Here is a 16,495-nt window from a genome sequence, read left to right as displayed (position 1 = left end):
CCCTTTTGATGAAAGGGGGAATTATTACAGCATATCAACCGCTTTAGTGATGGCGGCGATCAACTGTTCAACCTCTTGTTCGGTATTGTAAATACCAAACGAAATTCTCACGGTGCCAGTTAATCCGAGCGCATCCATTAATGGGTGAGCGCAGTGATGGCCAGAGCGAACCGCGATGCCTTGCTGATCGAGTAAGGTGGCTATGTCTTGATGATGAACGCCATCCATCACAAAACTGAGAATACTGGCATTCGGTTGATAGCCGATTACGCGAATATCATCGAGCTGTTGCAGGGCTTGATAAGTACGTGCTTGCAATCTATGCAGGTGAGTTTCTACGGTCGTCCGATTGCAGTTTTGTAACCATTCGATTGCTTTGGCAAGGGCTATCGCTCCTGCGACATTCGGTGTGCCTGCTTCAAATTTCCCCGGCAGTTCGGCAAATGTTGTGCCTTCAAACGACACTTTTTCTACCATCTTGCCGCCGCCATGCCATGGAGGCATTGTTTCAAGCAGCGCTAATTTTCCGTACAGAACGCCAATGCCAGCGGGAGCGTAAAGCTTGTGCCCAGAAAAGAGATAAAAGTCGGCGTCGAGTTCGCGCACGTTGACAGTTTCATGCACAATTCCTTGCGCGCCATCAATCACGACCACCGCGCCGACTTGGTGCGCTAGTTTAATCACAGTTTCAATCGGTTGGCGCGTACCCGTTACGTTGGTGGTATGGGCTAGGGCGACAATTTTGGTTTTACTCGATAATCGTGTTTGAAAAGCCTCAAGATCAAAGTGGCACTCTGGCGTGATGGGGACTTTGACGACGCTTGCTCCGGTTTGAGCCGCGACGATTTGCCAAGGCACTATATTGGCGTGGTGTTCCATTTCACTGACCAGAATCTCATCACCGGCTTGCAATGTATTACGTGCGTAAGTCTGCGCGATCAGGTTGATCGCTTCGGTCGCTCCGCGAGTCCAAATAATCTCTTTGCGAGATGATGCGCCAATAAATTGAGCCATAGCGTCACGCGCCGCTTCAAAATCGCTGGTCGCTTTGGCCGTTAAGCGATGGCTACCACGATGTACATTGGCATTTTGCGTACTGTAGTAATGGCTAATGGCATCTATCACCACTTGCGGCTTTTGCGTGGTAGCGGCGCTGTCTAGATAAATCAGAGTCTCGCCATCCACGGCTTGATTGAGCGCGGGGAATTGGTCGCGAATGGTCTGCACGTCAAACATTATTGCTCACCTAACTTGTGATAATTCAATGCTGCCTGTGTCACCATTGGCTGTGCAACTGACCATGCGTGTGCTTTACCTGAGAGTGATATGATGATCTCCATCGCGAACTCAAGTGCTGTTCCCGGCCCTTGGCTGGTGATTAATTGATGGTTTGTATCGATGGTTACGCGTTGATCTCGCCATAAATCAGTGGGGATATGATCGCGAAAAGCCGGGTGCCCTGTCATGATCGCTTGCGGGAAAAGCTGATGATGTTGCAAAACTAAGGCTGGCGTGGCACAAATAGCCGCCAACCATCGACCATGGTTATGCTGTTGCTTGAGCATTTCGATTAGCACTGGATTGTCACGAAAGATCTCAGCGCCTCCAACGCCACCGGGCAGCGCAATCACGTCAAACTCTTCATCGATCACATCCTGCAGTTTACAGTCTGCGGTTAATGTCACTCCGCGTGAGGCTTTCATCATCAATTGCCCGTCGAGATTAGCACTGGCAACCACGACTTGATAGCCAGCTCTGACCATCATATCAATCACGGTGATCGCTTCCATCTCTTCGCAGCCCGTTGCTATCGGGACTAAAATTCGTTTACTCATTGGCTTTTCCAGCGGTGTTCTATCTGTTGAATGGCGTGATATAGCTTACTATTTTCTGGTGTTGCGAGCTGATGTTGCTCTGCTTTCTTCAGTAAATAGCCCGTAATAAAGTCTATCTCAGTCTTACGTTGATAGAAAATATCTTGATGCATTGACGAATAATTCTCTGCTGTGGCTTGAATCACCTGCTTAACCTTAGCAAGCAGTGATGATTGAGTGATCGCAAAGCCTTCAGCGCTCATGACATCGGCGACTTCTGCAACAATATTTTCCAGCGGCCGTTGGAAGCGTTCATCGGCTAACTCACCATTGCGACATTGCTCTAACGCGGTGAGCGGGTTAATCGTGCAGTTAATTGCAAGCTTATGCCACAGTGCTTCTTCAATCGTGTTATTCCACATTACGTCTGGCAATGCATGCTGAAGTACATCCACTAGAAATTGACACTGCTTGCCTTGGGCGTTGTAAGCCCCTAATTGAGTTACGCCTTTGCCAGTATGCAACACTTGGTTCATTGACGGCTTGAGTGCACCGTGCGTGGTGGTTGAAAGCACAATAGGAAAGTCATTCAGTGGATCTTGCATCGAATCAAGCGCGCCCATGCCGTTGTGCATAAATAGCAAAATGGTGTCACGATTTAGAGTATTTAGCAGCGGAGTGAGCGCCTGCTCGACTTGCCAAGCCTTAACGGTAATCAGTAAGAGATCAGCATGGCAGAGCGCGCTGTGATCATTGCAGGGCAGGGTAATAGACGCCTGTTTATCTAAAGCAATGGAAAGTGAAGATTGAGGTTGTCTGCCCCATAATGAAACGCGGTGTCCAGCAGCATGCAGCTTTGTCGCCCAAAGCAACCCAACCGCGCCCGGCCCAAGCACGACGATATTCATAACACCTCTCCATTGTTAACTTTGCGCCAAGGATAATGAGGTAGAAATGGAAAGCAATAAAAATGGCGCTTGAGAGCGCCATTTAGCCAAAAACTTAGGTTCGATTAGAACTTGTAAGTCACAGCTAGGTAGTGACCAAAGCCAGTTGATTTGAATCCATCAGTATCTTTGATACCGTAGATATCTTTGTAGCCTTTTAGGCCGTAACCCACAGCAAAGCGGTCTGAGTGCCAGTAGATACCGTTAAACATAGCGCCGCCATTGCTAGATGTTGCGTATCCTTTGTCTGTTTCCATACCAAATTGGTAATCGATGTAACCTTGGTAAGAGATAAATGAGCCGTTTTCAAAGAAGTAGAAAGGCTTGAACCAGTTGGTTGAGATTTGGAAACCATTCCAATCTTTCTTATTTGAATCGTAAGTACCGTACAGGTTTAAACCAACTTTACCGAACCAAGGCACATTCACATCAGAGCCAAGGCCCACTTTTTGAGTGTTAACGCCAGACTTACCACCCCATTCCATTAGCGTAGAGACATACAACTCTTGCACTGGCCCGAAAGACAAATCTTTACCTGTAAGTGCATCTAGTGACATACGAGGTGCAAATTTCATAAAGATTTTTTCGGCGCCTTCTTTATCACTGCTTGGGTTGCTTAGCAGGTTAAAGATATCAACGTAACCGTACAGATCAAAAATCCCTGAGCGGCCGCCAAATTCCATCTCTAGGTAATCATGCGATGACTCACCTGGTAATTCATCGATTGCAGCCATTAGGTTAAATTGCATCCATTTGTAATCGTTTTTATGGATGTCGCCATCTGAATAGTCAGCGGCCATAACTGGAGCAGAAGTTGCAGCCATTAGGCCTAGAGCTAGAAGTGATTTACGCATAAGGGGGACTCTCTATGTTTTGTCATAATTCAGCACACGTATATTTCTGATGTGCGTTCAATTGGCCCGAATAATAACGATAAAAATCTCAATTAAAAGTGATTGCGAATGCAAAAGTGAACAAACTTAGTGACTACGGTCACGTTAATGAATATTTGCTCGGAACTAAATTAATATTTCGTTCGCTTGCATCTTTAATGTGATTTTAATCACTTAAACGTTTGCTTTGGTATTGTTTTATGCAAATCGATAAACCAACATTTTTAGTTAGTGATCGTTTTGTAATCTTCAACGTATTTATTGACGGGTATGATGAAGAGTGATGAATGATGAAGAAATTGATGCTGTTTCCTTTAGCTTCAATCGTTTTACCAGAAGGGAAAATGAAGCTACGGATCTTTGAATCAAGGTATAAGAGGATGGTCACTCAATCCAGCCAGTCTGACTCTACATTTGGGATTTGTTTGATTGATAACAAAAAAGGCAATAAAGCAAATCAGTTATCTAAATTTGGGATGTTGGTTAAGATTGTTGATTTTGAAGCGCTCGACAATGGGATGTTAGGATTAACCGTGATGGGAATGGAGCGCTTTAAAATAGAGTCAGTAGTGAGCGAATTTGATGGCCTGCGAGTTGCTCAGGTCACGTCATTGCCCAGTTGGCCAGTAAGAGATTTAGAACCTCACGAATGGTATTTAAGCCACCAGCTACAAGCGGTTTATCAGCAATTCCCTCAGCTTGGCGAGCTCTATTCGCACTGTTTTTTTGATGATGCCAGTTGGGTGGCGCAGCGATGGCTAGAGCTGCTCCCTATCTCGATTCAACAATTTGATGATTTAATGAGGCAGGATGACGCGCACAGTGCGGTTGACTTTTTATTGCAGGTAATCGAAGTCTCACACTAACTTTGAAAGCGTGCAGTAAACTTAAACGAGAAGTCGCTCTGTAGTAGTGGCTCTGCATAAAAAAGAATACGACGAGTGATCGATGTATGCATTACTCACGTATAAAGGTTTACTCACGTATAAAGGTTTATGGCTACTGTATGCCAATAACAACGGTTACTCCTAAAGGAAGAGCGCAGCATGAGCAGTGATTCTCAGCATAGTGTGTCGCTAAGCCCAAGCTACACTAAGCAAGACTGGGCTGAATGCATGGAACGTGTCAAGCAACGTGATAAGCAGGCGTTTGCCTTAGTGTTTCGTTATTTCTCTCCTCGTTTACAACAGTTTGCGTTTAAGCATGTAGGCAGTGAGCAAGTGGCGTTAGAAATGGTGCAAGAAACCATGACCACGGTGTGGCAGAAATCGCATCTATTCGATAACCGAAAAAGTTCGCTTTCGACGTGGGTTTACACGATTGCACGCAATTTGTGTTTTGATCTCCTGCGTAAGCAGCGCGGACGAGAGTTACATGTTTATGCCGATGATATTTGGCCAACTGACTACTGCCCACCTGATTTGGTTGAACATTATTGTCCTGAACATGACATGTTAAAAGAGCAAATATTAAAGTTTGTGGCGTTGTTGCCTGAAGCTCAGCAAGCCATCGTGAAGGCGGTGTATCTTGAAGAACTGCCCCAGCAGCAGGTTGCGGAGATGTTCAATATTCCTCTCGGTACTGTCAAATCGCGTTTACGACTAGCCGTTGAAAAACTTAGACATTCTATTCAAGCGGAGCAATTATGAGCCACCATCCAAGCAACGAAGTACTGCAGCAGTATGCCAATGGTTCAATTGATGCGGCGCATGGCATTATGATTGCCACTCACCTTGAACTTTGTACTCAGTGTCGTCAACAGGTTCAATACTTAGAAACTCGGGCCGCCGAAGCATTGCTGAGCCAATCGTTGCCGCAACAAAGAATGGCCGTTTCTAATGATGATCATTTAAACCAGATGTTTGAAACGATCACAGCACTGGATACTCTACACCCATCGACCTTGCGTAAGCCTGAGCCGATAGAAATTAAAGTCAATGATCGCGTTGTGATGCTGCCTAGTACGCTGAGCCAACTGATTCGTTTCAAAGGCGAGTGGCGCAGCTATGGTGGTAAAGTTTTTAGTGCCCACCTAGATATTGCTGAAGACTCTCGCATGAACCTGATGTACATCAATCACAACGTGCAGATCCCTCAGCATACACACAAAGGGGTTGAGTCGACCTTGGTGCTCCATGGTGGTTTCAGTGATGAAGATGGACATTATCAAGTGGGTGATTTCATTCAAAGAGATGCGAGTATTAAACACAGCCCTTTTACCAAAGTGGATGAAGATTGTTTATGCTTAACGGTGCTAACTGAACCGATGCTGTTTACGCAAGGTGTTGCGAGAGTGTTTAACTTATTTGGTAAAGGTCTCTATCCGTAGTCTATAGCGGGCACATCAAATTAAAAAAGGTCGTATTGTACGACCTTTTTTTCATCTAACGCTTATCAACGCCTTGCTTGGCAATATCATCGATGTCTCTCTGCCGAGCTTTTTGCAGTAAATCAGCAAAATAATGGCGCAGTGAGTAGAGCATGATAAGGCTTGGTACTACCATCAGTGCGGTAATAATAAAGAATAGTGACCAATTATTGAGATAGTCGACCAACTCCCCGCTAAAGGAAGCCAGCGTGGTGCGGCCAAAGTTTCCTAGAGAGGCCAATAGCGCATATTGCGTTGCTGAAAATGCCTGCCCTGTTAACACAGTAAGAAACGAAACAAAGGCCACGGTGGAAAACGCAGTGGTAAAGTTATCGACAATAATGGTCGCCAAGAACAGATGCTCATTAGGGCCAACTTGAGCGATCCACGAAAACATCAAATTACTGGCAGACATCGCGATGCCGCCAATCATCAAGCCGCGAACAATACCAAATCGCACGTTAAACATACTGCCAATCAAAGTGAAGAATAGGGTTGCTCCCCAACCAATTAACTTCGAGTAGTGGCCAATTTGTTCGTTGCTAAAGCCAATTTCTTTGTAAAATGGAATCGACATTCGGCCAAGAAAAGCTTCGCCAATCTTGAATAAAAAGACAAACAACAGCAGGGTTAGTGCTACTTGCGCGCCATTGCGTTTGAAGAAATCGAGAAATGGTTCGATTACGGTAACGGTGAACCACGCGACGACTTTCGAACCAACTACCTGATTGTGTCGCAGCTCCGCTTGATGCTGTAGTGCTTCGCGATGTGTTTTTGGTTCGCCCACCAAGAGCGTGAAAAGCATTAACAGGCCGACACAGAGTGCCATGCCATAATAAACGGCATTCCAACCGATACTATCGGCGTTTACAAAAGCGAGATAGCCCGGCAGAGAATATCCAGTCCACCACCCCATGATGGCCATGGCGGAGGCTTGTGGCAGCTTATTGGCTTGTGATTTGGGGAAAGTATCGATACGAAAAGCATCAATCGCGATATCTTGAGTGGCAGAAGCGATCGCAATGCCCAAGGCAAGCATTGAGGTAAACATCAAATTTTGGGCTGGATTGACACCCGCAATCAGCAACGTACAGATCACAATGATCGATTGGCACAAAAATACCCAACTGCGGCGTTGACCTAATAATGGCGTCAGAATGGGTAATTTGACGCGATCCACCAATGGGGCCCATAGAAAATTAATCGCGTAAACTGCGAAGACACTGCCAAAATAACCAATTGCAGCGGTGGTTAAGCCTGCATCTTTTAGCCATCCTGACATATTCGAACCAATCAAAACCCACGGAAAACCGCTCGAACACCCCATCATAAATACCCACAATAGGCGTTTATCAAGATAGCTACGGATAGTTTCCATCCAAGTGAGAGAGGAGGAGGTTGATGGCATACAGCGAATCCTTGTCAGTAAAGCAGCTTAGGTCGAAAGGCGACCCAATAAAATCAAACGCCGATAAATCGGCGTTGGTATGGTTATTGTTCTAGTGTGACATTCGTAATAACGATTGGTTCGATGGGGACGTCTTGCATTCGCCCTTTCGTGCTGGTCGGCTGTTGAGCCATTTTTTGCACAACATCAAACCCTTGCGTGACTTTACCAAAGACTGCATAACCCGGTGGGCGAGCGTTGTAGTTGAGAAAATCATTATCGACCAAGTTAATAAAGAATTGGCGAGTAGCTGAGTTAGGATCATTGGTACGGGCCATTGCGATCGTCGCGGTGTCATTAGTCAACCCATTGCTCGCTTCATTTTTGATGGGAGCGTAAGTGGTGAGTTGTTTTAAATCCGCATCAAATCCGCCGCCTTGTGCCATAAAGCCTGGGATAACGCGGTGGAACTGGCTGCCAACATAACTGCCATCTTCAACATATTTTACGAAGTTTGCGACAGTCGTTGGCGCTTTCTCTGTATTAAGTTCAACAGTAAATGACCCTAAGTTCGTCTCAATTAGGACGTTGGGCGCCGAAAACGCAGTGCAACTGACGAGCGCTAATGTCGTAACGAGAGAACGTAACATTAAAAGCGCTCCTGTAAATAACCATTAAGTTCGCTGTCATTGGCAATTTCTTTAAGTACCAAGTTCATGACATCGTTGAGTACCATTTCAATCTCATCATTTGAAGCGCTGAGTGTACCGGAACGTTTTGCCGTTCCGTTGAACGTTTTCACCAATTTGCCTTTTGGTGTTTCCGCGGTGATTTCAAGCGTGACACTGCCATCCATTTCATTCGACATGACGCTGTGTTTTACCGTCACTAGTGCTTCTGCAATTTCAACGGTGACATTGTTTTCGCTGTTCACTGTTAAGCGATAGCCTTGAGAGCTAAATTGTTCTGCCAACGCATTCTCAACCGCAATGCGAACATTTTGTTTGGCATGAATTGGCTCAATATTAGAGCGGCCACTATCGACTAAAGCCACATATTGCGCCGATCGAATATCTTTGCTAACCAGAGTAAAGGCTTTATTGTTGACGACCGTATTTTTGCTGGTCGTTGCAGTAGGCATAAAGTTGATTTGCTGTTGCTGAGGTGCGGCACAAGCGGTGAGTAATGCGATTGAGGCTGCGAGAACCAGTTTTTTCATGGTCATTTCCTTTCTTATCCTTGCCTATTTAGTTGCTTGTAAGATAACAAATTTATGGTTGGTCGCGACAGTTTTTACCTGCCCTTGGCCAAATAATCTTGCTAGTTTTACATCGTAGCCGAGGTGGCGATTGCCGATCACTAATAATCGTCCCCCTTTTTTAAGAACATGCTTTGCATCACAGAACATCTGCCAAGCAATGTGATCCGTGATAGCTTGTTGTTGATGGAATGGTGGGTTACACAATACTAAACAGCTACTCTCTTGTTGAAAACCATCTAAGCAGTTATTCGCAATGCATTGAATATTGCGATCTTCTCCTAAATTCTCCAGCAAATTTAGCTTTGCAGACTCGACGGCCATCAAGCTTTCATCAACGCAGGTCATTCGTACTTGAGGATTGAGTTGGCCCATCTTGATTGATAACACCCCGTTGCCGCATCCAAGGTCGATGATGTGCTGTAACTTAGGATCTTGTGGAAGATGCTGTAGAAAAAAGCGTGCGCCGAGATCCAATCCCTCACCTGAGTAGACATTCGGCAGGTTTTTTAGACGGATGGATTCGCTTTCTACGGCCCATTCAGTTATGGGTTCCACCGTTTCAATCGGTGATACGTTCGGTACTGAAAAAACGAGGCGGTGTTTTTTCCATGCAAGAGAAGTGCTTGTTGAACCTAAATACTTTTCAAATAAGTTTAAGGTTGATGTGTGGATCTCTTTCGCTTTGTTGACCGCTATCACAGGGCAATCTTGGGCAAGGGACTGACGGAGTTGGCTTAATTGCCAAACCAAGTGGCGATTGCTCTTGGGCAATTGAAAAAGCACCAGATCGACCGATTCAGGGATGGCATCCATTGTTGAGAGCAATTGCACGTTGCGGCACTGATTGCGCTGAAGATTGTTTAACGTACCTTGTTGCGAAATAAAAGAGTCGCTCATCATGGTGACGTGATGCTTATCTGCAAACCAACACGATAGAGCGCCAAAGTGATCGTTTAAAATAAGGATGCGTTTGCCTATTGCTAAATTCAACGCTTCAATATGATTAATCACATATTCATCGCCCGCATCCCAAGCTTGTAATGTTTCGTTTGAACGATGTGGGAAACGGTGCAAGCTCAACGTTCGATCATGCAGTGCCAACTCTGTTTTCATAATTTTTTATAGGTCGTAGTGAGAATTACGGATGCATTGTCTCAAATGGCGTAGAAACAAGGAACCAAAACCTTTCGCTATTCTATAAGGCTAGTTAAACTTAAATCTCTTTACACTCGTATATGTTCTCATGCTCTTATTTGAGGAAGAAAGGCAACGGTATGATCCAACCCATAATCGAACAAAAATTGCATCAAGCATTTCACCCTGATTATTTGAAAGTCGAAAATGAAAGCTATATGCACAATGTGCCTTCAGGATCGGAAAGCCATTTTAAAGTCATTGTGGTGAGTGACCGTTTTGAAGGAATGCGTTTGATTGGCCGTCACCGACAGGTTAACCAAGTGTTGGCAGAAGAGTTAGCGAACCACATTCATGCACTCTCGATTCATACCTACACACCACAAGAGTGGCAGGCGCAAATTAGTGGCGTACCTGATAGTCCTATGTGTATGGGCGGTGGAAAATAACTCGTTCAGAACCGTCTGAATATGCCGTTCTCTTGTTCTGTTTTTGAGCGGAATGTTAACAGTATTTAAACAAATTGACGAGATGAACAAGTTGAGAGAAATTGTTTTAGGTAGTGAATAAAAATAAATACTCATAAGGGGTAAGGAATAGGTTATTTGTGCGATGCTTCAAAGTTATGACTATTCGCTAGCCTTTATGATTCAAATCCTTCCAAATAAAACGACTTATCAGAGGATTGGTCATGGCATCAGGTTCCGAAAAAATGCTAGACTATTGCACCTAATGGATCTCATACCATACTTGTGATGAGGTTATTAAAAGGATGTTGCGGTTCTGGCGTTTAAAACAAGCCAAAATCGGACACAGAAATGTCGTGTCTAAGGCTGGTTTAACTTTCATTTGGCCTCTTATCAAGAACGACCATGAAAGATAAACAAGCCTTGAACTTACGCAATTAAAAGAATCTTTTTCCCGATAAAATAGTGCAAGTGCGTATGATTACAATAAAAAGGGGTTTGGACCTTCCTATTGCAGGAACTCCTTCCCAGGTGATTAATGATGGTAAGACCATCACTAAAGTCGCCTTGCTTGGCGAAGAGTACGTTGGCATGCGTCCTACCATGCATGTTCGCGTAGGCGATGAAGTAAAGAAAGCTCAAATTCTTTTTGAAGATAAAAAGAATCCGGGTGTTAAATTTACTTCACCAGCAAGCGGTAAGGTTATCGAAGTCAATCGTGGCGCCAAACGTGTCCTACAATCCGTTGTGATTGAAGTGGCAGGTGATGAGCAAATCACGTTCGATAGCTTTGAAGCTAGCCAACTAGCAAGTATTGACCGTCAAACGGTTAAAACTCAGTTAGTTGAGTCTGGTCTTTGGACTGCGTTGCGTACTCGTCCGTTTAGCAAGGTTCCAGCAATTGAGTCTTCAACTCAGGCTATTTTTGTGACAGCAATGGATACCAATCCATTAGCGGCAAAACCTGAGACGATCATTAATGAGCAATCTGAAGCATTCGTCGCTGGTCTCGATATCCTTTCAACTCTGACTGAGGGCAAGGTTTACGTCTGTAAATCTGGTACTAGCTTGCCACGCTCTTCACAGCCAAACGTTGAAGAACATGTGTTTGATGGCCCACACCCTGCAGGTCTTGTAGGGACTCACATGCATTTCCTCTATCCAGTAAATGCAGTCAATGTGGCGTGGAGCATCAATTACCAAGACGTGATTGCGTTTGGTCAATTGTTCTTAACCGGTGAGCTATACACACAGCGAGTGGTGTCGCTTGCAGGACCCGTAGTCAACAAACCTCGTCTTGTCCGTACTCAGATTGGTGCTAGCCTCGAAGAGTTAACGGATAACGAATTGATGCCGGGCGAAGTTCGTGTCATCTCTGGTTCTGTACTTTCTGGTGTGAAAGCGGCGGGGCCTGTAGCTTATCTTGGTCGTTACCACCTCCAAGTATCGGTTCTGCGTGAAGGTCGTGACAAAGATTTTCTTGGTTGGGCAATGCCTGGCAAGAACAAATTTTCAGTCACTCGCTCTTTCCTTGGTCATCTATTCACAGGTCAGTTGTTCAACATGACAACCACAACCAATGGTAGTGATCGTGCGATGGTACCTATTGGTAACTATGAAAAAGTGTTGCCACTAGATATGGAACCAACGCTCCTACTTCGTGACCTATGTGCAGGTGACATCGATAGCGCTCAACGTCTCGGTGCCCTTGAACTGGACGAAGAAGATCTCGCATTGTGTACCTTTGTATGTCCTGGTAAATACGAATATGGTCAGCTACTTCGTGAGTGCCTAGACAAGATTGAGAAGGAAGGGTAATTTTCATGGGCCTTAAAAAGTTTCTTGAAGACATCGAGCATCATTTTGAACCTGGCGGCAAACATGAAAAATGGTTTGCCTTGTATGAAGCAGCCGCAACGCTTTTTTATACGCCTGGTTTAGTTACAAAACGAAGCTCACACGTTCGTGATAGCGTTGACCTCAAACGCATCATGATCATGGTTTGGCTAGCGGTATTCCCAGCGATGTTCTGGGGTATGTATAACGTTGGTCACCAATCGATTACTGCACTTAACCATCTGTATTCTAGCGCTGAATTGGCGACAGTCATCAGTGGTAACTGGCACTATTGGCTAACTGAAATGCTTGGCGGTACATTAAGTACGCAAGCCGGTTGGGCAAGTATGATGCTGCTCGGTGCGACTTACTTCCTACCTATCTACGCCACGGTATTCTTGGTCGGTGGTTTTTGGGAAGTGCTGTTTTGTATGGTGCGTAAGCATGAAGTTAACGAAGGTTTCTTTGTAACTTCAATTTTGTTTGCTCTGATTGTTCCACCCACACTGCCTTTATGGCAAGCCGCTTTAGGGATTACCTTTGGCGTGGTTGTTGCCAAAGAAATCTTTGGTGGTACCGGGCGTAACTTCCTAAACCCAGCATTAGCCGGCCGTGCTTTTCTATTCTTCGCCTACCCAGCACAGATCTCTGGTGACGTTGTTTGGACAGCTGCAGATGGTTTTTCTGGTGCAACGGCGCTAAGCCAATGGGCTCAAGGTGGTAACGGTGCTCTGATCAATAAGGTCACTGGCGAAGCCATTACTTGGATGGATGCATTTGTTGGTAACATTCCTGGCTCTATCGGTGAAGTGTCGACGTTAGCACTGGCGATTGGTGCGGCATTTATTGTCTACATGGGCATTGCTTCATGGCGCATTATTGCGGGTGTTATGGTGGGTATGATTGCCATATCAACGCTGTTCAATGTTATTGGTTCAGACACAAATGCAATGTTTAATATGCCTTGGCATTGGCACCTGGTACTTGGTGGCTTTGCGTTTGGTATGTTCTTCATGGCAACCGACCCAGTATCGGCTTCATTTACTAACAAAGGTAAATGGGCATACGGTATTTTGATTGGTGCAATGTGTGTGATGATTCGTGTGGTTAACCCAGCTTATCCAGAAGGTATGATGCTGGCGATCTTATTTGCGAACCTATTTGCACCTTTGTTTGACCATATTGTGATTGAGAAGAACATCAAGCGGAGACTAGCACGCTATGGCAAGTAATAACGATAGCATTAAAAAAACGCTGTTTGTTGTTATCGCATTGAGCTTAGTGTGCTCAATCATCGTATCGACAGCAGCGGTTGGCCTGCGTGACAAGCAAAAAGTTAACGCAGTACTTGATAAGCAAAGCAAGATTGTTGAAGTTGCAGGCATTAACGAGTCTGGTAGCGTGCCAGAGCTTTTTGCTAAATACATTGAACCTCGTTTGATTGATTTTAAAACCGGGAACTTTGTTGATGGCGATGCAACGGCCTATGATCAACGCAAAGCTTCTAAAGACCCAGCTCAATCTATCAAGCTAACAGCGGAACAAGATAAAGCGAAGATTATTCGTCGTGCTAATACTGGGGTTGTTTACCTAGTGAAAAGTGGCGACGAAATTTCTAAAGTGATTGTTCCCGTTCACGGTAATGGTTTGTGGTCAATGATGTACGCATTTGTGGCTGTAGAAACCGATGGTAATACCGTTTCCGGCATTACTTACTACGAACAAGGTGAAACTCCGGGATTGGGTGGTGAAGTTGAAAACCCATCATGGCGTGCTCAATTTGTTGGCAAGAAATTGTTTGATGACAACCACCAACCTGCAATTAAAGTTGTGAAAGGTGGCGCTCCTGCCGGATCTGAGCATGGCGTTGATGGACTTTCTGGCGCAACACTGACCAGTAACGGTGTTCAACACACTTTCGACTTCTGGTTAGGTGATATGGGCTTTGGTCCATTCCTAGCAAAAGTACGTGACGGAGGTTTGAACTAATGTCTAGCGCAAAAGAGATTAAAAAGAGCATTCTAGCGCCAGTGTTGGATAACAACCCAATCGCACTTCAAGTGCTTGGTGTCTGTTCTGCCCTTGCGGTAACCACTAAATTGGAAACGGCGTTTGTTATGACGCTAGCCGTTATGTTTGTAACGGCTTTCTCTAACTTATTCGTTTCGTTAATTCGTCACCACATACCTAACAGTGTGCGTATCATCGTTCAGATGGCGATCATTGCTTCATTGGTTATTGTTGTTGACCAGATCCTACGTGCTTACTTATACGATATCTCGAAACAGCTATCGGTGTTCGTAGGGTTGATCATTACTAACTGTATCGTAATGGGCCGTGCTGAAGCATTTGCAATGAAGTCGGCACCGATTCCTTCCTTTATCGATGGTATCGGTAATGGTTTGGGTTATGGTTTTGTCTTGATCACTGTTGGTTTCTTCCGCGAACTTCTTGGTTCAGGCAAGCTATTTGGAATGGAAGTTCTACCTCTTGTAAAAGATGGTGGCTGGTATCAACCTAACGGTTTGATGCTGCTAGCACCTTCGGCATTCTTCCTAATTGGCTTCATGATTTGGGCGATTCGCACGTTCAAACCTGAACAACTAGAAGCGAAGGAGTAAGGGCGTTATGGAACATTATATCAGTTTGCTTGTTCGATCGATTTTTATCGAAAACATGGCACTCTCTTTCTTCTTGGGTATGTGTACATTTCTTGCTGTATCTAAGAAAGTAAAGACATCGTTTGGTTTAGGGATTGCGGTTACTGTTGTTCTGACCATTTCAGTACCAGTGAATAACTTGGTTTATAACTTGTTACTTAAACCAGGTGCATTGGGTGAAAATATTGATCTTACATTTCTAAATTTCATTACCTTTATCGGTGTTATTGCCGCATTGGTACAGATCTTAGAGATGATATTGGATCGTTTTTTCCCACCTTTGTATAACGCGCTGGGCATTTTCTTACCTTTAATCACAGTGAACTGCGCCATTTTTGGTGGTGTATCTTTCATGGTTCAGCGTGATTATAACTTTGCTGAATCCGTCGTTTACGGTTTCGGTTCGGGTGTGGGTTGGATGTTAGCGATTGTCGCTCTTGCCGGTATCCGTGAGAAAATGAAATATTCAGATGTACCTCCGGGTTTACGTGGTTTAGGGATTACCTTCATCACGGCGGGTCTAATGGCGTTAGGCTTTATGTCTTTCTCTGGTGTTCAACTGTAAGTCGGGTAAACCGCAACAATTAAGGAATAGTCAATGGACATTATTCTTGGTGTAGTGATGTTTACCCTGATTGTTCTAGCACTCGTTTTGGTAATTTTATTTGCTAAATCTAAGCTAGTTCCAACAGGCGACATTACAATTTCAATTAACGGTGATGCAGATAAGTCTATTGTGACTAATCCAGGTGGCAAGCTACTGAGCGTACTTGCAGGTTCTGGTGTCTTTGTATCATCGGCATGTGGTGGCGGCGGCTCTTGTGGTCAATGCCGTGTAAAAGTGAAATCTGGCGGTGGTGATATTCTTCCTACTGAACTTGATCACATTACTAAAGGTGAAGCTCGTGAGGGTGAACGTTTAGCGTGTCAAGTGGCTGTGAAAACAGACATGGATATTGAACTTCCTGAAGAAATTTTTGGTGTTAAAAAGTGGGAATGTACCGTTATCTCTAACGACAACAAAGCCACCTTCATTAAAGAGCTTAAACTTCAGATCCCTGATGGCGAGTCAGTACCTTTCCGTGCTGGTGGTTACATTCAGATCGAAGCGCCAGCACACCACATCAAATATTCAGATTTTGACGTGCCAGAAGAGTATCGTGGCGATTGGGACAAATTTAACCTGTTCCGCTACGAGTCAAAAGTTGATGAAGACATTATTCGTGCTTACTCAATGGCGAATTACCCTGAAGAGTTCGGTATTATTATGCTAAACGTGCGTATTGCTACGCCGCCGCCTAATAATCCCAATGTGCCACCGGGTCAGATGTCTTCTTACATTTGGTCACTGAAAGAAGGTGATAAATGTACTATTTCTGGTCCATTTGGTGAGTTCTTTGCCAAAGATACGGATGCAGAAATGGTCTTTATCGGTGGTGGTGCGGGCATGGCTCCAATGCGCTCACACATCTTCGATCAGCTTAAGCGTTTAAAATCTACCCGTAAGATGTCTTATTGGTATGGTGCGCGCTCTAAGCGTGAGATGTTCTACGTTGAAGATTTTGACGGCCTTGCAGCTGAAAACTCGAATTTCGTATGGCACTGTGCTCTTTCTGATCCAATGCCTGAAGATAACTGGGATGGATACACAGGTTTCATCCACAATGTATTGTATGAAAACTATCTGAAAGACCATGAAGCGCCTGAAGATTGTGAATACTACATGTG

General features: G+C 44.7%; 18 protein-coding genes. 10 read left to right on the top strand and 8 right to left on the bottom strand.

From position 1 onward, the window contains the following. Positions 1-24 precede the first annotated feature (24 nt). The 4 genes from csdA to AACQ42_RS02620 form a co-directional block, all read right to left on the bottom strand. The gene (gene csdA / locus AACQ42_RS02635; RefSeq protein WP_094165956.1) at positions 25-1,236 is read right to left on the bottom strand and encodes a cysteine desulfurase CsdA; all 1,212 of its coding nucleotides are present in this window, start codon (positions 1,234-1,236) and stop codon (positions 25-27) included. Then, positions 1,236-1,835 carry a DJ-1 family glyoxalase III gene (locus AACQ42_RS02630; RefSeq protein ID WP_094165955.1) on the bottom strand — a complete coding sequence of 200 codons (600 nt, stop codon included), beginning with the start codon at positions 1,833-1,835 and terminating at the stop codon, positions 1,236-1,238. Before AACQ42_RS02630 ends, csdA begins: the two co-directional genes overlap by 1 nt. Continuing rightward, the gene (gene panE / locus AACQ42_RS02625) at positions 1,832-2,722 is read right to left on the bottom strand and encodes a 2-dehydropantoate 2-reductase (protein WP_094165954.1); all 891 of its coding nucleotides are present in this window, start codon (positions 2,720-2,722) and stop codon (positions 1,832-1,834) included. The genes AACQ42_RS02630 and panE overlap by 4 nt, the downstream gene beginning before the upstream one ends. Positions 2,723-2,826: 104 nt before the next feature. After that, the gene (locus tag AACQ42_RS02620) at positions 2,827-3,615 is read right to left on the bottom strand and encodes a nucleoside-specific channel-forming Tsx family protein (RefSeq protein ID WP_094165953.1); all 789 of its coding nucleotides are present in this window, start codon (positions 3,613-3,615) and stop codon (positions 2,827-2,829) included. Between the two features lie 329 nt (positions 3,616-3,944). Between AACQ42_RS02620 and AACQ42_RS02615 the strand changes: the two genes are divergently transcribed. The 3 genes from AACQ42_RS02615 (at position 3,945) to AACQ42_RS02605 (ending at position 5,983) form a co-directional block, all read left to right on the top strand. Next, positions 3,945-4,520, top strand: coding sequence for an LON peptidase substrate-binding domain-containing protein (locus tag AACQ42_RS02615; RefSeq protein ID WP_026029151.1), 576 nt, complete (start codon positions 3,945-3,947; stop codon positions 4,518-4,520). A gap of 180 nt (positions 4,521-4,700) precedes the next feature. Continuing rightward, complete coding sequence (locus AACQ42_RS02610) at positions 4,701-5,303, top strand: RNA polymerase sigma factor (protein WP_013856164.1); 603 nt, start codon at positions 4,701-4,703, stop codon at positions 5,301-5,303. Then, positions 5,300-5,983, top strand: a complete 684-nt coding sequence (locus AACQ42_RS02605) for a ChrR family anti-sigma-E factor (RefSeq protein WP_017044032.1) — start codon at positions 5,300-5,302, stop codon at positions 5,981-5,983. The genes AACQ42_RS02610 and AACQ42_RS02605 overlap by 4 nt, the downstream gene beginning before the upstream one ends. A 55-nt stretch (positions 5,984-6,038) precedes the next feature. Here AACQ42_RS02605 and AACQ42_RS02600 read toward each other — a convergent pair whose 3' ends face one another. The 4 genes from AACQ42_RS02600 to AACQ42_RS02585 form a co-directional block, all read right to left on the bottom strand. Further along, a complete protein-coding gene (locus AACQ42_RS02600) occupies positions 6,039-7,430 on the bottom strand; it encodes an AmpG family muropeptide MFS transporter (protein WP_094165952.1) in 1,392 nt (463 codons plus the stop codon). An 83-nt stretch (positions 7,431-7,513) separates the two neighbouring features. Continuing rightward, the gene (locus AACQ42_RS02595; RefSeq protein WP_013856167.1) at positions 7,514-8,059 is read right to left on the bottom strand and encodes a peptidylprolyl isomerase; all 546 of its coding nucleotides are present in this window, start codon (positions 8,057-8,059) and stop codon (positions 7,514-7,516) included. After that, the gene (locus AACQ42_RS02590) at positions 8,059-8,628 is read right to left on the bottom strand and encodes a YajG family lipoprotein (protein WP_094132491.1); all 570 of its coding nucleotides are present in this window, start codon (positions 8,626-8,628) and stop codon (positions 8,059-8,061) included. The genes AACQ42_RS02595 and AACQ42_RS02590 overlap by 1 nt, the downstream gene beginning before the upstream one ends. 24 nt (positions 8,629-8,652) lie before the next feature. Further along, positions 8,653-9,783, bottom strand: a complete 1,131-nt coding sequence (locus AACQ42_RS02585) for a methyltransferase (protein ID WP_094165951.1) — start codon at positions 9,781-9,783, stop codon at positions 8,653-8,655. Positions 9,784-9,944: 161 nt separating this feature from the next. Between AACQ42_RS02585 and bolA the strand changes: the two genes are divergently transcribed. From bolA to nqrF, 7 genes are all read left to right on the top strand, one after another. Further along, entirely contained in the window at positions 9,945-10,253 is a 309-nt protein-coding gene (gene bolA, locus AACQ42_RS02580) for a transcriptional regulator BolA (protein ID WP_026028533.1), read from the top strand. A 495-nt stretch (positions 10,254-10,748) separates the two neighbouring features. After that, positions 10,749-12,089, top strand: a complete 1,341-nt coding sequence (locus AACQ42_RS02575; protein WP_026027642.1) for a Na(+)-translocating NADH-quinone reductase subunit A — start codon at positions 10,749-10,751, stop codon at positions 12,087-12,089. A 5-nt stretch (positions 12,090-12,094) separates the two neighbouring features. Next, a complete protein-coding gene (locus tag AACQ42_RS02570) occupies positions 12,095-13,339 on the top strand; it encodes an NADH:ubiquinone reductase (Na(+)-transporting) subunit B (RefSeq protein WP_094165950.1) in 1,245 nt (414 codons plus the stop codon). After that, complete coding sequence (locus AACQ42_RS02565) at positions 13,329-14,096, top strand: Na(+)-translocating NADH-quinone reductase subunit C (protein WP_013856173.1); 768 nt, start codon at positions 13,329-13,331, stop codon at positions 14,094-14,096. Before AACQ42_RS02570 ends, AACQ42_RS02565 begins: the two co-directional genes overlap by 11 nt. Beyond that, a complete protein-coding gene (locus AACQ42_RS02560) occupies positions 14,096-14,728 on the top strand; it encodes an NADH:ubiquinone reductase (Na(+)-transporting) subunit D (protein ID WP_013856174.1) in 633 nt (210 codons plus the stop codon). Before AACQ42_RS02565 ends, AACQ42_RS02560 begins: the two co-directional genes overlap by 1 nt. 7 nt (positions 14,729-14,735) lie before the next feature. Continuing rightward, on the top strand, positions 14,736-15,332 hold the full coding sequence (gene nqrE / locus AACQ42_RS02555) for an NADH:ubiquinone reductase (Na(+)-transporting) subunit E (protein ID WP_013856175.1): 597 nt from the start codon (positions 14,736-14,738) through the stop codon (positions 15,330-15,332). A 33-nt stretch (positions 15,333-15,365) separates the two neighbouring features. Then, positions 15,366-16,495, top strand: a 1,130-nt coding sequence (gene nqrF / locus AACQ42_RS02550; RefSeq protein WP_094165949.1) for an NADH:ubiquinone reductase (Na(+)-transporting) subunit F, incomplete at its 3' end; no start/stop codon positions are given.

The organism is Vibrio sp. V12_P9A6T4 (assembly GCF_963874835.1).
Taxonomy (GTDB): Bacteria; Pseudomonadota; Gammaproteobacteria; order Enterobacterales; family Vibrionaceae; genus Vibrio; species Vibrio anguillarum.
This window is presented reverse-complemented; position numbering and strand designations above follow the sequence as displayed.

Excerpts from the sequence above, each read along its gene's own strand:
- csdA (WP_094165956.1), bottom strand. The coding sequence starts at position 1,236 with ATGTTTGACGTGCAGACCATTCGCGACCAATTCCCCGCGCTCAATCAA.
- AACQ42_RS02630 (WP_094165955.1), bottom strand. The coding sequence starts at position 1,835 with ATGAGTAAACGAATTTTAGTCCCGATAGCAACGGGCTGCGAAGAGATG.
- panE (WP_094165954.1), bottom strand. The coding sequence starts at position 2,722 with ATGAATATCGTCGTGCTTGGGCCGGGCGCGGTTGGGTTGCTTTGGGCG.
- AACQ42_RS02620 (WP_094165953.1), bottom strand. The coding sequence starts at position 3,615 with ATGCGTAAATCACTTCTAGCTCTAGGCCTAATGGCTGCAACTTCTGCT.
- AACQ42_RS02615 (WP_026029151.1), top strand. The coding sequence starts at position 3,945 with ATGAAGAAATTGATGCTGTTTCCTTTAGCTTCAATCGTTTTACCAGAA.
- AACQ42_RS02610 (WP_013856164.1), top strand. The coding sequence starts at position 4,701 with ATGAGCAGTGATTCTCAGCATAGTGTGTCGCTAAGCCCAAGCTACACT.
- AACQ42_RS02605 (WP_017044032.1), top strand. The coding sequence starts at position 5,300 with ATGAGCCACCATCCAAGCAACGAAGTACTGCAGCAGTATGCCAATGGT.
- AACQ42_RS02600 (WP_094165952.1), bottom strand. The coding sequence starts at position 7,430 with ATGCCATCAACCTCCTCCTCTCTCACTTGGATGGAAACTATCCGTAGC.
- AACQ42_RS02595 (WP_013856167.1), bottom strand. The coding sequence starts at position 8,059 with ATGTTACGTTCTCTCGTTACGACATTAGCGCTCGTCAGTTGCACTGCG.
- AACQ42_RS02590 (WP_094132491.1), bottom strand. The coding sequence starts at position 8,628 with ATGAAAAAACTGGTTCTCGCAGCCTCAATCGCATTACTCACCGCTTGT.
- AACQ42_RS02585 (WP_094165951.1), bottom strand. The coding sequence starts at position 9,783 with ATGAAAACAGAGTTGGCACTGCATGATCGAACGTTGAGCTTGCACCGT.
- bolA (WP_026028533.1), top strand. The coding sequence starts at position 9,945 with ATGATCCAACCCATAATCGAACAAAAATTGCATCAAGCATTTCACCCT.
- AACQ42_RS02575 (WP_026027642.1), top strand. The coding sequence starts at position 10,749 with ATGATTACAATAAAAAGGGGTTTGGACCTTCCTATTGCAGGAACTCCT.
- AACQ42_RS02570 (WP_094165950.1), top strand. The coding sequence starts at position 12,095 with ATGGGCCTTAAAAAGTTTCTTGAAGACATCGAGCATCATTTTGAACCT.
- AACQ42_RS02565 (WP_013856173.1), top strand. The coding sequence starts at position 13,329 with ATGGCAAGTAATAACGATAGCATTAAAAAAACGCTGTTTGTTGTTATC.
- AACQ42_RS02560 (WP_013856174.1), top strand. The coding sequence starts at position 14,096 with ATGTCTAGCGCAAAAGAGATTAAAAAGAGCATTCTAGCGCCAGTGTTG.
- nqrE (WP_013856175.1), top strand. The coding sequence starts at position 14,736 with ATGGAACATTATATCAGTTTGCTTGTTCGATCGATTTTTATCGAAAAC.